Origin of the sequence: Arthrobacter sp. NPDC080082, from assembly GCF_040686595.1 — a bacterium.
Taxonomy (GTDB): domain Bacteria; phylum Actinomycetota; class Actinomycetes; order Actinomycetales; family Micrococcaceae; genus Arthrobacter.
The window spans coordinates 353,263-367,440 of record NZ_JBFBKQ010000005.1; the positions used below are offsets into that span (position 1 = coordinate 353,263).

12 protein-coding genes and 1 pseudogene are annotated in these 14,178 nt (G+C 70.5%); all 13 read right to left on the reverse strand.

The genetic code is table 11. From position 1 onward, the window contains the following. Positions 1-52: 52 nt before the first annotated feature. The 13 genes and pseudogenes from AB0O44_RS12695 to murF all read right to left on the reverse strand — a co-directional run bounded on the left by AB0O44_RS12695 (position 53) and on the right by murF (position 14,175). Positions 53-745, reverse strand: a complete 693-nt coding sequence (locus AB0O44_RS12695) for a DivIVA domain-containing protein (RefSeq protein ID WP_364137832.1) — start codon at positions 743-745, stop codon at positions 53-55. A 144-nt stretch (positions 746-889) separates the two neighbouring features. Beyond that, the gene (locus AB0O44_RS12700) at positions 890-1,198 is read right to left on the reverse strand and encodes a YggT family protein (protein ID WP_290258179.1); all 309 of its coding nucleotides are present in this window, start codon (positions 1,196-1,198) and stop codon (positions 890-892) included. A gap of 137 nt (positions 1,199-1,335) precedes the next feature. Further along, the gene (gene sepF / locus AB0O44_RS12705; protein WP_290258180.1) at positions 1,336-1,866 is read right to left on the reverse strand and encodes a cell division protein SepF; all 531 of its coding nucleotides are present in this window, start codon (positions 1,864-1,866) and stop codon (positions 1,336-1,338) included. 57 nt (positions 1,867-1,923) lie between these two features. Further along, positions 1,924-2,670, reverse strand: a complete 747-nt coding sequence (locus AB0O44_RS12710; RefSeq protein ID WP_364137835.1) for a YggS family pyridoxal phosphate-dependent enzyme — start codon at positions 2,668-2,670, stop codon at positions 1,924-1,926. After that, positions 2,667-3,386, reverse strand: coding sequence for a polyphenol oxidase family protein (locus AB0O44_RS12715; RefSeq protein ID WP_364137837.1), 720 nt, complete (start codon positions 3,384-3,386; stop codon positions 2,667-2,669). The genes AB0O44_RS12710 and AB0O44_RS12715 overlap by 4 nt, the downstream gene beginning before the upstream one ends. Before the next feature lie 136 nt (positions 3,387-3,522). Next, the gene (gene ftsZ, locus AB0O44_RS12720; protein ID WP_364137839.1) at positions 3,523-4,737 is read right to left on the reverse strand and encodes a cell division protein FtsZ; all 1,215 of its coding nucleotides are present in this window, start codon (positions 4,735-4,737) and stop codon (positions 3,523-3,525) included. A 202-nt stretch (positions 4,738-4,939) separates the two neighbouring features. After that, entirely contained in the window at positions 4,940-5,857 is a 918-nt protein-coding gene (locus AB0O44_RS12725; protein WP_364137841.1) for an FtsQ-type POTRA domain-containing protein, read from the reverse strand. Further along, positions 5,850-7,262, reverse strand: coding sequence for a UDP-N-acetylmuramate--L-alanine ligase (gene murC / locus AB0O44_RS12730; RefSeq protein ID WP_364137843.1), 1,413 nt, complete (start codon positions 7,260-7,262; stop codon positions 5,850-5,852). The genes AB0O44_RS12725 and murC overlap by 8 nt, the downstream gene beginning before the upstream one ends. Positions 7,263-7,288: 26 nt before the next feature. Beyond that, a complete protein-coding gene (gene murG / locus AB0O44_RS12735; protein ID WP_364137845.1) occupies positions 7,289-8,443 on the reverse strand; it encodes an undecaprenyldiphospho-muramoylpentapeptide beta-N-acetylglucosaminyltransferase in 1,155 nt (384 codons plus the stop codon). Between the two features lie 305 nt (positions 8,444-8,748). Next, positions 8,749-9,987: pseudogene (gene ftsW, locus AB0O44_RS12740) on the reverse strand (putative lipid II flippase FtsW); the annotation flags it as partial. Between the two features lie 2 nt (positions 9,988-9,989). Continuing rightward, entirely contained in the window at positions 9,990-11,591 is a 1,602-nt protein-coding gene (gene murD, locus AB0O44_RS12745) for a UDP-N-acetylmuramoyl-L-alanine--D-glutamate ligase (RefSeq protein ID WP_364137847.1), read from the reverse strand. Continuing rightward, positions 11,573-12,682: a phospho-N-acetylmuramoyl-pentapeptide-transferase gene (mraY, locus tag AB0O44_RS12750; RefSeq protein WP_364137849.1), complete on the reverse strand. Its 1,110-nt coding sequence runs from the start codon at positions 12,680-12,682 to the stop codon at positions 11,573-11,575. Before mraY ends, murD begins: the two co-directional genes overlap by 19 nt. Beyond that, positions 12,679-14,175 (reverse strand): UDP-N-acetylmuramoyl-tripeptide--D-alanyl-D-alanine ligase, encoded by a 1,497-nt coding sequence (gene murF / locus AB0O44_RS12755; protein ID WP_364137851.1) that lies wholly within the window; start codon positions 14,173-14,175, stop codon positions 12,679-12,681. The genes mraY and murF overlap by 4 nt, the downstream gene beginning before the upstream one ends. Positions 14,176-14,178: the final 3 nt, after the last annotated feature.

Here is a 14,178-nt window from a genome sequence, read left to right on the forward strand (position 1 = left end):
TCCTCAGCCACCGGCTTTCAGAATACGTGCTGAAGCTGGTGGTCCGCTTCGACTAGTTCGCTTCGACCTCGGGGGCCGCGACGGAACCGCGGGCGTCCAGGTCACGCAGCTGGCCCTCGATGTAGGCCTTCAGGCGGGAGCGGTAGTCGCGCTCGAAGCCGCGGAGCTGCTCGACCTTGCGTTCCAGGACGGAGCGCTGCTGCTCGAGGGCGCCCAGGATCTTGCGGGACTTCTCCTGCGCGTCGTTGACCAGGCTGCTGGCTTCGATCTGTGCCTCGGCGATGATCTTGTCGCGCTGCTGCTCGCCGTCGGCGATGTGCTTGTCGTGCATCTGCTGCGCCATGGCCAGCAGGCCGGCGGCGGATTCCGCGGAGGCGGAGGCGGCGACGGGGGCCGCAGCGGCGGGGGCGGGAGCCTTTTCGGCTTCCTTCTTCTTCGCGGCTTCGGCGGCCTTTGCGTCGGCTTCGGCCTTGGCCTTGGCCTCGGCCTTGGCGCGGTCATCCTGCTCGGCCTTGACGGGTGCGGGGACCTTTTCCACGACGGGTGCGGCCGCGGAGGGGGCCGCAGCCGTGCCGGAACCGGCCTCGGCGAGCTTCTTACGGAGCTCGTCGTTTTCCTGGTTCAGGCGTCGGAGTTCGACGACGATTTCGTCCAGGAAGTCGTCAACCTCGTCCTGGTCGTATCCTTCGCGGAACTTGGTCGGCTGAAAGCGCTTGTTGACAACGTCTTCTGGCGTCAAAGCCATCTGGTCACCTCGTTGGTCTAGTTAGTCAGGAGGCCTTCCGGCCGTCAAAACTACGGTACCTAAATATGGTCTGGTTCCTCTAATTCAACACCGCAGTGTTGGACCGGAGTTTTTATCTGATGATGGTGCTGTCCGCGGGCCGCGTCAGATGGCGACGGCCGTCGCGTAGGTCAGTGACCTGGCTACTCCCATGGCAATCGAGACCGCCAGGAAGAGGACCAGGAAGGCAAGGTCCAGGGAAATCCCGCCCAGCCGGAGCGGCGGGAGGATCCGGCGCAGCAGCTTGAGCGGCTTGTCCGTCACGGCGTACACCGCGTGGGCGGTGATCAGCGCCGCGCCGCGGGGACGCCAGCTGCGCGCGAACATCTGGACCCAGTCGAAAACCAGGCGCACGATCAGCGCGACAAAGAAGAGCAGCAGCGCGATATAGATCAGCCCGAAAACAATTCCCATGAGTTAGTTCAGTTCTCCATGTTCGTTCCGGATACCGCAGTGTCCTGGCCGGGGGGTGCGCTTCTATTTCAACACGAAAATTCCGGCGGGGCGGCCGGGCAGGTGATCCTGCCTGGCCGCCCCGCCGGAATCAGGGACTAGCTTTGGTTGAAGAAGGAGGCCGTGGTCTCGCTGGCCTTCTTGTCGTCGCCGATCACCTCGACGTAGGAGGGCGAGAGCAGGAACACCTTGTTGGTGACCCGTTCGATGCTGCCCCGGAGGCCGAAGACCAGTCCGGCGGAGAAATCGACCAGCCGCTTGGCGTCCGCCTCCCCCATGTCCGTGACGTTCATGATCACCGGGATGCCGTCGCGGAAGCTCTCACCGATCAGCTTCGCGTCGTTGTAGGACCGCGGGTGGATCGTGGTGATCTGCCGGAGGCCGGAGGTCTCTTCGCGGCTGGCGGCCGCTCGCTTGATGGGTGTCACGGGTGCGCGGTATTCCTCTTCGGCGGCATAGGGCTCTTCCCGGGGGGCTTCGCGGACGGGGGCCGGGGCGCGGCGCTCCTCGCGGTCGTGCTCCATAGGTTCGTCCTCATCCTTGTGCGGGGTGTGATGGTCAGACTCGTAGTGTTCATCGCCGTCGGCGAGCCCAAGATAGATCATTGTCTTGCGCAGAGCGCCAGCCATGGGTCCACTCCTAATCGTGTCAGTATTGCCCCGCCATTACCTTCCAATACGTTGAACCTACCGCACGGCCGGACGCGGACCGAGAATATCGGAGCCAATTCGCAGGTGTGTCGCCCCGTGCCGGATCGCGGCCTCCAGGTCCTGGCTCATTCCCGCGGAAATGCCGCTGGCCTGCGGAAAGTCTGCGCGCAGCGCCGCGGCGATGCCGGCGAGTTTTTCGAACGCGGGTTCGGGCGGTGCGCCGAGCGGTGCGACGGCCATGACGCCGGCCAGCCGAAGGCCGGGCGCGTCGGCGAGTTGGGCGGCGAGCTCCGGCACAGTCGCGGGCAGCGCGCCGCCGCGGTTGCCGTCGGCGTCGTCGGCCAAGCTGACCTGGATGAAGCAGTCGAGGTCGTCCCGGCCGGTGCTGCCCTGTTCTACGGCGATTGCCTTGGCGAGGGCGGTTGCCAGCTGCGGCCGGTCCACGGAGTGTACGGCGGCGGCGTAGCGGACCACGGACTTGGCCTTGTTGGTCTGGAGCTGGCCGATGAAGTGCCAGCGGAGGGCCAGGGCGGAAAGTTCGGCCGCCTTCTCCGCGGCCTCCTGGTCGCGGTTTTCGCCGACGTCGGTGACGCCCAGGGAGGCCAGGCGTGCCACGTCGGCGGCGGGGTGGAACTTGGTGACCACGATCAGCTGGGGCAGGTCGGCACCACGGCCGGCGGCCTCCGCGGCCGAGGCGATGCGCCGGCGGACGGCGGTGAGCCGTTCGGAGAGCTGCGCGGTGCGGGGATCCGCCCCGGGATCCGGGGCCGGTGCTCCGCTCATGCCGCGGCCCAGACCAGGCCGGCGAAGCGCCCGATGGAGGCGTCCCGGCGGTAGGAGAAGAGCTCAGGGTCTTCGAGCGTGCAGCCTCCGTTGTACATGACCTCGACGCCGGCGGCCTCGAGCTGGCTCCGCACCCCGGCGGGGAGGTCGAGCCCGGGGGTTCCCTGCACGGTGGTGGTCCAGGTGGCGGGGACGGCGGCGGCCACCTCCTCGCGGAGCTCCGCGGGCACCTCGTAGCAGCGGCCGCAGACGGAGGGGCCGATCCAGGCCCGGATCGTCCCGGCACCGAGGGCGCGCATCCGGTCCACGGCGGCGGGGACGACCCCGGCGGCGGTGCCCGGACGGCCGGCGTGGGCGACGCCGAAGACGGGGGCCGGGGCTCCGGCGCCGTCCTCCGCGGCCCGCTCCCCCACGAGGACGACCGGCACGCAGTCCGCCACCATCACGGCCAGCGGCGCGCCGGCAGAGACCAGGGCGTCGGCGGTGGGCGCGGCACCCTGGCCGGCGTCCGCGGGGATCTCGGCGACGTCGTTGCCGTGCACCTGGTTCATGAAGGAGAACCCGTCCGGGCCCACGCCGGCCTCCGCCGCGAGGTCCTGCCGTCGCCTGCGCACCTCGGCGGGGTCGTCGCCGACGTGCAGGGCCAGGTTGCCGGCCGCCGCGTTCGTGAAGGCAACCCACACGCCGGGGCTCACCTCTGCCCGCCAGGAAAACACGTATCTCACCACTGTTCCGGTTGTTGCTGTCTTTCGTGAGCGGATGTCCTCCGCTCCCACCACGGTACCCGCCCGCAACGAAGCATGGCACCGCCGGGGCGGTGCCATGCTGGGTACTGCGGGTGGTGCCGGTGGCCTACTTCAGGAAGTCGGGGACGTCCAGGTCATCGGAGTGGCGGCCGGACAGGTCCGGCTCCACGACCGAGGGCAGGTCCACGTCGAAGCCCGAATCGGCGGGTACGGCGGCGGGACGCTGCTGGCCCCAGCTGCTCAGGCCCGAAGCGCCGACGCCGGCGTGCATCGGCTGCGCCGGGGCGGAGGCCGGAGCCTGGGCCGGGGCGGGAGCCGGTGCGGCCTGACGCACGGGGGCCGGCTGGGACTGGTCCATCGACGGCGAGGTCGCCTTGACGTCGTCGAAGCCGGCGGCGATGACGGTGACGCGGGCCTCGTCGCCGAGGGCGTCGTCGATCACGGCGCCGAAGATGATGTTGGCCTCCGGGTGCGCGACCTCCTGCACCAGGCGGGCCGCCTCGTTGATTTCGAACAGGCCCAGGTCGGACCCGCCCTGGATGGAGAGCAGGACGCCGTGGGCGCCGTCGATCGAGGCCTCCAGCAGCGGCGAGGCGATGGCGAGCTCGGCTGCCTTGACGGCACGGTCCTCGCCGCGGGCCGAGCCGATGCCCATCAGGGCCGAACCGGCGCCCTGCATGACGGACTTGACGTCGGCGAAGTCGAGGTTGATCAGGCCGGGGGTGGTGATCAGGTCCGTGATGCCCTGGACACCGGAGAGCAGCACCTGATCGGCGGAGCGGAACGCGTCCAGCACCGAGACGTTGCGGTCGCTGATCGAGAGCAGCCGGTCGTTCGGGATGACGATGAGGGTATCGACCTCGTCGCGCAGGGCGTCGATGCCGGCCTCGGCGGAACCGGCGCGGCGCCGGCCCTCGAAGGTGAACGGGCGGGTGACGACGCCAATGGTCAGGGCGCCGAGGGACCGGGCGATGCGGGCCACGACGGGCGCGCCGCCGGTGCCGGTGCCGCCGCCTTCGCCGGCGGTCACGAAGACCATGTCCGCGCCGCGGAGCACCTCTTCGATTTCATCGGCGTGGTCCTCGGCGGCCTGGCGGCCCACCTCGGGGTTCGCGCCGGCTCCGAGACCACGGGTCAGCTCGCGTCCGACGTCGAGCTTGACGTCGGCATCGGACATCAGCAGCGCCTGCGCGTCGGTGTTGATTGCGATGAATTCGACGCCGCGAAGTCCCACCTCAATCATGCGGTTGACTGCGTTCACGCCACCGCCGCCGATGCCGACGACCTTGATGACGGCCAAGTAATTCTGCGGAGCTGCCACGTTACGTGTCCCTTGTTCGTGTTCTATTGCGAAATCTGATGGAGTCCAGCTTGAAAGGCTAACCTTAACCTTCGACTTGAGGGTTATAGTTATGTCAACTAACTCGTAGTTGGAACGCTATTGGCTAGGCCGGGGACATTCAATGACCGGCTCAGCGTGTCGCGCTAATACCGGCTAAATGGCGAATCTCCCCGGCCGGCCGTCAGCGGGTGACGGGGTGGCGCGGGACGCTGACGTCGTAGACCTTGACCGGGTTCTTGGGGTCCGCCGGCGCCTTCAGCAGGGCGGCCAGGACCCGGGCCTTGAGGTCCTTCTCCCCCGCGTTCCCCCAGACGATTGTCTGCCCGTCCACGAGCTTCAGTTCCACGGCGTCCACGGACTTGGCGGAGGCGTCGGAGAGCCGGGCGAGGATGTCCGGCGGCAGCGCGCCGAGTACGCCGGTGATGGCGTGGAACAGGTCCTGCGGCAGCGCCCCTCCCCCGCCGTCGATGACGGGAAGCTTCACCGCCGCGGCATCCGGCGCGGTTCCGAGCGGAACCCCGTCCGGGTCCACCAGCTGGAAGGCCTCGCCCTGCTTGAGCAGGGCCACCGGGACACGCTCGACGATGGTCACCTGCAGGGTCGACGGCGGCCGGGCCTGGCTGGTCACGGACTTGACCTGCACCAGAGGCTGCAGCAGCGCGGTGACGTCCCGGTCGCTGACCTGGGGCAGGGGCTTGCCCTGCAGCGGTGCCAGCGCGGCCTGGATCTGGTCCTGGCTGAGCATCCTGGTGCCCTGCACGGTCACCGTGCGGACTGCGAGCCACGGCGAATAGACGGCGGCGGCGATGACCCCCGCGATCAGGACCGCGACGACGGCGATGGTGCCGAGGACGATCCGGCGCCGCCGCCGGGCCTTCGGTTCGGGGAAGGCCAGGACCTTGCCGGGCGCCGGCTCCGGCGCCGGGCTCGCGGACGTGCCCGGTCCCTGGTCCGACTTCGTCGCCGAGATGACGCCGGGGCGGGACGCCGGGGCGCCGTCCCGGCCCGAACTGCCCTGGTTTGGGCTGCCCTGAGTCGAACTACGCTGAGTCGAACTGCGCGGCGCGGGCGGGTAGCCGGGCCGGCGGGAGCTAGGCACCGGGGATCCCGGCGGTGAGCGCCTCCACCAGCAGCGGCCCGTACGCGGTGACGTCGCCGGCGCCGGCGGTGAGGACGATGTCGCCGGGGCCTGCGGCGGCCAGCACGGCCTGGACCGCGTCGGCGCCGGGTCCCACCAAGTGCCCGTTGGGGCCCAGGTGGTCGGCGATCAGCTGGCTGGTGACCCCGGGGATGGGGTCTTCGCGGGCCGGGTAGATGTCCAGGACCCAGGCGGTGTCCGCGGCGTTGAGGGCCTCGGCGAACTCCCGGGCGAATTCCCGGGTCCGGGAGAACAGGTGCGGCTGGAAGAGCACGTGGACCCGGTGATCGCCGGCCACCGAGCGGGCCGCGGCCAGGGCGGCGCGGACCTCCGTGGGGTGGTGGGCGTAGTCGTCGTAGACGCGGACGCCGCAGCCCTCGCCCTTGTACTCGAAGCGGCGGGCCGCGCCGGTGAAGTTTCCCAGCGCGGCGGCGGCGGCCTCCGGCGCGACGCCCAGCTCCAGCGCCACGGCGAAGGCGGCGGCGGCGTTCAGCGCGTTGTGCCGGCCGGGGACCTGGAGTTCGACGTCGTAGCGTCCGGTGACGGTCTCCAGCGTGAGGGCGCCACGGCCGCCGTCGTGCAGGATCACGTCGGACTCCGGGGAGGTGCCGTAGAGGAGCACGCGGGTGGTGCCGCGTTCGCGGGTGCGCCGGGCGAGGTCCCGGGCGCCGTCGTCGTCGGCGCAGGCGACCAGCAGGCCGTCGGCCGGAAGCAGGGCGGTGAAGCGGTCAAAGGATTCGTAGACGGCCTCGGCGGTGCCGTAGTGGTCCAGGTGGTCCGGTTCGACGTTGGTGACCACCTCGATCTGCGGGCGGTAGTTCAGGAATGAGGCATCGGATTCGTCCGCCTCGGCGATGAACACCGGCGAGGACCCGGAGGCGGCGTTCACGCCGAGCGCCGGGACGTTCGCGCCGATGGCGAAGGAGGGGTCCAGGCCGGCGCCCTGCAGCAGCACGGTGATCATGGAGGTGGTGGTGGACTTGCCGTGGGTGCCGGCGACCGCGACGGCGGTGTCCCGGGCCATGGCGGCGGCTAGGGCCTCGGAGCGGTGCAGCACGGGGAGCCCGGCGGCCCTGGCGGCGGCCAGTTCGGGGTTGTCGGCGCGGATCGCTGACCCGGCCACCACGGTCTGGGCGTCGCCGAGGTTTGCCGCGTCGTAGCCGACGGCGATCCGGGCGCCGGCGGCGGCGAGGTCGGCCATCACCGGTAGGTCCTTGGCGTCGGAGCCGCTGACGGGCACGCCGCGGGCCACCATGATGCGGGCGACGGCGGACATGCCGACGCCGCCGATGCCGATGAAGTGGACCCGCCCCAGCGACTCCTGGGTGCGTTTGGCCGCCTGGCCGGTGCCGGTTTCCTGTGCCATTGCTTTACCGCTTCCTGCCGTGCCGGTCACTGCTTGTCCTGCGTCGTGGGGTCTGTGGTCGGGTCCGGATGTGTAGTGTCCGCGCCGGCGGCCTCGAGCACCAGGGCGGCCATCCGCCGGTCCGCGTCGCGGATGCCGAACTGCTCCGCCGCGTGCGCCATCCGGTCCAGCCGCGCCGGGTCGCCCAGGAGCGGGAGGATGGTGCCGGTGATCCACGCGGCGTCGAAGGCGGCGTCGTCGACCAGCAGCGCCGCCCCGGCGTCGACCAGTCCGGCGGCGTTTAGGGCCTGCTCGCCGTTGCCGATGGGCAGCGGCACGAACACCGCGGGGAGCCCGACGGCGGCCACCTCGCAGACGGTCGCGGCACCCGCGCGGGCCAGCAGCAGGTCGGCGGCGGCGTAGGCGAGTTCCATGCCGTCGATGTATTCGACCTGGCGGTAACCCGGTGCCTCGAGGAGGCGGCCCCGGGCGTCGTGGACGGCTTTGTCCCGGCCGGTGATGTGCAGCGTCTGGATGCCGGCGGCGCCGAGGGCGTCCGCAGCGGCGGCGATCGCCCGATTGATGCTCTGGGCGCCGGAGGAACCCCCGGTGACGATCAGGGTGGGCTTGTCCTGCTCCAGACCCAGCGCTGAGCGGGCAGCGGCGCGCGCGCCGGCCCGGTCCAGCCCGGAGATCTCGCGGCGCATGGGCATGCCGACGTGGCGGGCGCCGCGCAGCCTGGTGGCCGCGAAGGCAACGGCGACGTGCCGGCTCAGGCGGGCGCCCACCCGGTTGGCCAGGCCCGGGCGGGTGTTGGCCTCGTGGACCACGATGGGGATCTTTCGCCGCCACGCCGCAAGGTAGAGCGGAGTGCAGACGTAGCCGCCGACGCCCACCAGTACATCGGCCCGGGCGTCGTCCAGGATGACGCCGGCCTGCCGGACGGCGCCGGCAAGCTTGCCCGGCAGCTGCAGGAGCGCCTTGGACGGCTTGCGCGGGAAGGGCACGCGGTCCACGGTGGCGAGGTCCAGCCCGGCGGCGGGCACAAGCCGGGTTTCCATGCCGCCGGGGGTGCCGACGGCCAGCAGGGCGGCGTCCGGCCGTGCCTCCTTGACGGCGTTGGCGATCGCCAGCAGCGGGCTGATGTGGCCGGCGGTGCCGCCGCCGGCCAGGACGACGGAGAGGGGCGGTGGGGTCTTCATCAGGTCTGGGTACGCTTCCGTGCGGGGTTCTTGGGGCTGGGGGTCCGGGTGCCGGCGGGCCGGGTGGCCGGCGCCGTCGGGGTCGGGCTGGCGGGCTTCGCGCCGGCTTGCTTCGTGCCGGCTTGCTTAGTGTCTGCCTGCTTCGTCCCCGGGGGCTTGCGGGTGGCTGTTGCGGGGGCGGCCGCTTTGGCGGCGGCAGGCCTCGCCGTGGAGAACTTGGCGGGCGCCGTCGCCGTCGTCGTCGTCTCCCCCTCGCGCCGGGCCACGACCCTGCGGCGCAGGATCCGGGTGAACCCGGCGGGGCCGAAGCGGAGCAGACCCTTGGGCTGCATGTCCGGCGCCATCTGCGCCCGTGCGAGGGACAGGACGACGCCGACGGCGCTGAGGGACATGAGGAGCGCCGAGCCGCCATAGGAGATGAACGGCAGCGGCAGGCCAATCACGGGCAGCAGGCCGGTAACGACGGCCATGTTGACCGTTGCCTGTCCCAGCAGCCAGACCATGATGGCGCCGGCCAGGACGCGGTGGAACAGGTCCTGCTGGGCCACCACCACGCGGTAGATCGCGGTGCCGAGGACGGCGAAGAGGATCAGGACTACGATCGTGCCGATGAGGCCGAGTTCCTCGCCGATGATCGCGAAGATGAAGTCGTTATGGGCCTCGGGGATCCAGCTGTATTTCTGCCGGCTCTGGCCCAGGCCCACGCCGAACCAGCCGCCGGAGGCCAGTCCGTAGAGGCCGTTGGTGGACTGGTAGTTCAGGTCCGAGCCGTCGGAGCAGGTCTGCCCGGTCCAGGAGAGGATGCGGCACATGCGGTTGGGGCTGGTCACGGCCAGGACGGCGGTGCCGATCGCCAGCGCCACGCCGGCGATCCCGAACAGGTACAGCCGGACCCCGGCGAAGAACAGCCCGGCGGCCATGATGATCATGATGATCATGGCGGTACCGAGGTCGTTGCCGGCCAGGATCAGGCCCAGGATGGCGGCGGCGCCGGGGAATACCACGGGGACAACCACGTGCCGCCACTGGCTGAGGAACGCGGCCTTGCGGTTCAGCACCGTGGCCATCCAGAGCGCCAGCGCCAGCTTTGCGGCCTCGGAGGGCTGGAAGGTGAAGGGGCCGACGTCGATCCAGTTCTGGTTGCCCAACGTGCTGCGGCCGATCAGGAGCACCAAGCCCAGCAGGAGGATGGCCAGGAAGATGGCCGGCCAGGCGAAGCGCTTGAGCCAGACGACGTTCACCCGGGAGAGGACGAACATGACGAAGACGCCGATCGCCGCGAAGAGTCCCTGCTTCAGCGCCGCCGAATAGGGTGACTCCCCCGCGGCGATGGACTCGACGCTGGAGGCCGAGAGGACCATCATGATGCCGATCGCCGTGAGCGCCAGCGTCGATCCAAGGATCAGGTAGTAGGTGGAGCCGTTCCGGGACCGGCCGTTGCCCTCGAGGGCGGACCAGAACATCCGGTACCAGCCGCGGAGGCGGCCGGCGGCGGCCGTGCCGCCGGAGATTGCCGTGGCGGGACGGGTGGGCGTGCTGACCATTGCTACTCCTCGGTGGTCTGAGCCTGCCCTTCCACGAGCTCGCGGACAGCTTCGATGAAGGCGTCGCCACGGTGAGCATAGGAAGAGAACTGATCCATGGACGCAGCTGCCGGGGCCAGGAGCACAGTGTCCCCCGGGGCGGCCAGCTGTGCGGCGGACGCTACGGCCTGGGCCATCACAGTCTCGCCAAAAATCGGCGAGGGGGCTGCGTCGGCGTCGGCCGGTCCGGCAGTCTGCTCCTTTTCAGTCTCACCCTTGGCGTGGCCGATCACCGGGACATCCGGCGCGTGTCGCTCGAGCGAGGCCAGCAGGTCCGAGGAGTCGGCCCCGATCAGCACCACGGCCTTGAGCCTGGCGGCGTTGTCGCGCACCAGTGAGTCGTAATTCACACCCTTGGACAGGCCGCCGGCGATCCAGATGACGTGCTCGAACGCGGCCAGCGAGGCGGCAGCGGCGTGCGGGTTGGTGGCCTTGGAGTCGTTGATCCAGAGCACCCCGCCCTGCTTCGCGACCGGCTGGATGCGGTGGTCTCCCGGGAGGTAGTTCTGCAGGCCCTCCCGGACGGCGGCGGGCGCCACCCCGTAGGCCCGGACCAGGGCGGCCGCGGCGAGGGCGTTGGCCACCATGTGCCGCGGGGCCACCGGTCCGAGGTCGCTCATGGCGGCGAGCTCGGCGGCGCTGTCCTTGCGTTCGGCGATGAAGGCGCGGTCGACGAGGAGGCCCTCGACGACGCCCACCATGCTGATCGCCGGGGTCAGGGTGGTGAAGGCGACGGCACGGCAGCCCTCGACGACGTCGGCGTCCTCGACCATCCGCTCGGTCTCGATCTGCTCGGCGTTGTAGACGCAGGCCTTCTGGGTCCGTTCGTAAACCTTGGCCTTGTCCGCGAGGTAGGAGTCGTAGGAGCCGTGCCAGTCCACGTGGTCCTCGGCGACGTTGAGGCACACGCTGGCCACCGGGGAGATGGAGTGGCTCCAGTGCAGCTGGAAGCTGGAGAGTTCCACGGCGAAGACGTCGTAGTCCACCGGGTCGCGCAGCGCGTCCAGGATGGGGGTGCCCACGTTGCCGACGGCGATCGCCTTCAGGCCGGCGGCCTGCAGCATCGACTCGGTCAGGCCCACCGTGGTGGTCTTGCCGTTGGTGCCGGTGATGGTGATCCAGTCGGCGGTCTTGCGGCCCTCACGGACGCGGACCCGCCAGGCGAGTTCGACGTCGCCCCAGATGGGGATGTGCGCCCGCGCGGCGGCGGCGAGCAGGGCCTGGTCCGGGCGCCAGCCCGGGGACGTGACGATCAGGTCCGGCTTCTGGCCGTCCACGGTAGGTACGGAGTTGACGGCGTCCTCGCCGAGCAGCACGCCGGCCGCGCCGACGATCTTCAGTGTGTCCGCCTGGGCCAGGGCCTTGGGGGTCTCGGCGGCGTCCACCACCACCACGCGTGCGCCCAGTTCGATCAGGGTGTCCGCGGCGGCGAAGCCGGAGATGCCGATGCCGGTCACCACCACGCGCAGGCCGGCCCAGTCGGCGTCCCAGCTGGTGAGCCCGTCCAGCCGGGGCGAGCTGGCGAGGGGTTCGGGAATCGTGCCGATCACAGCAGTACCACCCATTCCGCGTAGAAGATGCCGAGGCCGGCGGCGACGAACAGTCCGCAGAGGATCCAGAACCGGACCACGACCGTGACCTCGGCCCAGCCCTTGAGTTCGAAGTGGTGCTGCAGCGGCGCCATCTTGAAGAACCGCTTGCCCTTGGTGATCTTGAAGTAGCCCACCTGGATGATGACCGAGAGGGTGATCAGGACGAACAGGCCGCCGATGAAGGCCAGCAGCAGTTCGGTGCGGGACAGGATGGCGAAGCCGGCCACGGCGCCGCCGATCGCGAGCGAGCCGGTGTCTCCCATGAAGATCTTGGCCGGGGAGGTGTTCCACCAGAGGAAGCCCACCAGGGCCGCGCTGAGGATGGCCGCCAGCAGGGCCAGGTCCAGCGGGTCGCGGACGGTGTAGCAGCCGCCGCCGGCCTGCCGGGGCGAGCCGCAGGACTGGTTGCTCTGCCAGATCCCGATCAGCGTGTAGGCGCCGAAGACCATCACGGAGGCGCCGGCGGCGAGGCCGTCCAGGCCGTCGGTGAGGTTCACGCCATTGGTCGCGGCGGTGACGATCAGGTTGGACCAGAGGACGAACAGGATCGCTCCCACCACGGTGCCGCCGAAGGCGAGGTTGAGCCAGGGAATGTCGCGGACAAGGGAGATTTGGTACGACGCAGGGGTGACTCCGTTCTCGTCCGGGAAGGTCAGGGCGAGGACGGCGAAGATGATGCCGACCGCGGCCTGGAGGATGAGCTTGGCCTTGGCGTTCAGGCCCAGGCTGCGCTGGGCGGAGATCTTGATGAAGTCATCCAGGAAGCCCACCAGGCCCATGCCCACCATGAGGAAGAGCAGGAGCATGGCCGAGGCGGTGGGTCCCGGCGAGGCCGGGTTCATCCACCACATCACCAGGTGCGTGGCGAAGTAGGCGATCAGCACGCCCACCACCACGACGGCGCCGCCCATGGTGGGGGTGCCGCGCTTGGTGTGGTGCGAGGTGGGGCCGTCGTCGCGGATGAACTGCCCGTAGCCCTTGCGGACCAGGAAGCGGATGAAGAGCGGGGTACCGAGGAAGGACAGCAGCAGTGCCAGTCCGGAGCCCATCAGCAGTGCGATCACGGCAGGGTGCTCCCGTCGGTGGCAGGGGTGGCGTCCGGGCCGGTGCCCGGGGCGGCGTCCGGCGCCGGTGCAGCTAATGCTATCCGGTCCCCCAGGTGGCGCAGGCCAATGCTGTTGGAGGATTTGAAGAGGACCAGGTCGCCGGGTTCGAGCTCGGCCTGGAGGATCCCGAAGGCCTCCTCGACGTCCTCGGCGAAGATGCACTCGTCGCCCCAGGAACCCTCGTTGACGGCGGAGACGTAGAGGGCACGGGCTTCCCGGCCGATCACCAGGAGCCGGGAGATGTTGAGCCGGACCACCTGGGTGCCGACGGCGGTGTGCTCGCGGATGGAGTCCTCGCCCAGTTCCAGCATGGCGCCGAGTACGGCCCAGGTGCGCCGGCCGCGGCCGAGGTCGGCCAGGGTGCGGAGCGCGGCCCGCATCGACTCGGGGTTGGCGTTGTAGGCGTCGTTGATGATGGTGACGCCGTCGGCCCGTTCGGTGCGTTCCATCCGCCAGCGGCTTGCGGCGGTCTGGCTGCTGAGGGACGCGGCGATCTGCGCGCCGGGGATGCCGGCGGCGAACGCGGCGGACGCGGCGGCCAGCAGGTTGGTCAGGTGGTGGGCGCCGATCAGGCGGGCGGAGACGTGGTGCGTGCCGCCGTCGGGCAGCACGAGGTCGAATTCGGGGCTGCCGCCGGCGTTGAGCTCGACGTTGGTGGCGAGGACGCCCGCGCCGGTCTGCCCGGATTCGGCGGAGAAGCCCAGCACGGTGGCCTGGGTCCTGGCGGCCATGGCCGCAACGCGGGGGTCGTCGAGGTTGAGCACGGCGGTGCCGTCGGCCGAGAGGCCCTCGACCATTTCGCCCTTGGCGCGGGCGATGTTCTCGACGCCGCCGAATTCGCCGGCGTGGGCGGTGCCGACGCAGAGCACGACGCCGATCTCCGGGCGGACCATTTCGGCGAGGTAGGTGATGTGGCCGACGCCGGTGGCACCCATTTCGATGACGAGGTAGCGGGTGCCGAAGCCGGCCTTGAAGACGGTCAGCGGGACGCCGACCTCGCCGTTGTAGGAGCCCTGGGGCGCGACGGTTTCGCCGGAGCCGGAGAAGATGCCGGCCAGCAGGTCCTTGGTGGTGGTCTTGCCGGCGGAGCCGGTGATGCCCACCACGGTGAAGTCCTCGCCGGCGGCGGCGCGGTGCTGCCGGATCCGGCGTACGGCCTCGGCGGCGAGGGCGCCCATGGCAAGGACCGCGTCCTCGACGATCACGGCCGGGAAGGGCTTGCCGGCGGCGTCGGAGACGTCGCGCTCGGCCAGCGCCAGGACCGCGCCGCGGTCGAAGGCGGCGGCGACGAAGTCGTGCCCGTCGGCGGCCTCACCGGGCTTGGCCACGTAGAGGGAGCCCGGCGTCGCTTCGCGGGAGTCGGTGACCACGGACCCGGGCGTGAGCTCCGGATCGGCGGCCAGCCGGCCGTTGGTTATGTCGGCGATTTCCGCCGCGGTAAATGCAATCATCTC

Bases quoted from the DNA above. Each gene is read 5' to 3' on its own strand.
- AB0O44_RS12695 (WP_364137832.1), bottom strand. From the start codon at position 745: ATGGCTTTGACGCCAGAAGACGTTGTCAACAAGCGCTTTCAGCCGACC.
- AB0O44_RS12700 (WP_290258179.1), bottom strand. From the start codon at position 1,198: ATGGGAATTGTTTTCGGGCTGATCTATATCGCGCTGCTGCTCTTCTTT.
- sepF (WP_290258180.1), bottom strand. From the start codon at position 1,866: ATGGCTGGCGCTCTGCGCAAGACAATGATCTATCTTGGGCTCGCCGAC.
- AB0O44_RS12710 (WP_364137835.1), bottom strand. From the start codon at position 2,670: ATGAGCGGAGCACCGGCCCCGGATCCCGGGGCGGATCCCCGCACCGCG.
- murC (WP_364137843.1), bottom strand. From the start codon at position 7,262: ATGGCACAGGAAACCGGCACCGGCCAGGCGGCCAAACGCACCCAGGAG.
- murG (WP_364137845.1), bottom strand. From the start codon at position 8,443: ATGAAGACCCCACCGCCCCTCTCCGTCGTCCTGGCCGGCGGCGGCACC.
- murD (WP_364137847.1), bottom strand. From the start codon at position 11,591: ATGGGTGGTACTGCTGTGATCGGCACGATTCCCGAACCCCTCGCCAGC.
- murF (WP_364137851.1), bottom strand. From the start codon at position 14,175: ATGATTGCATTTACCGCGGCGGAAATCGCCGACATAACCAACGGCCGG.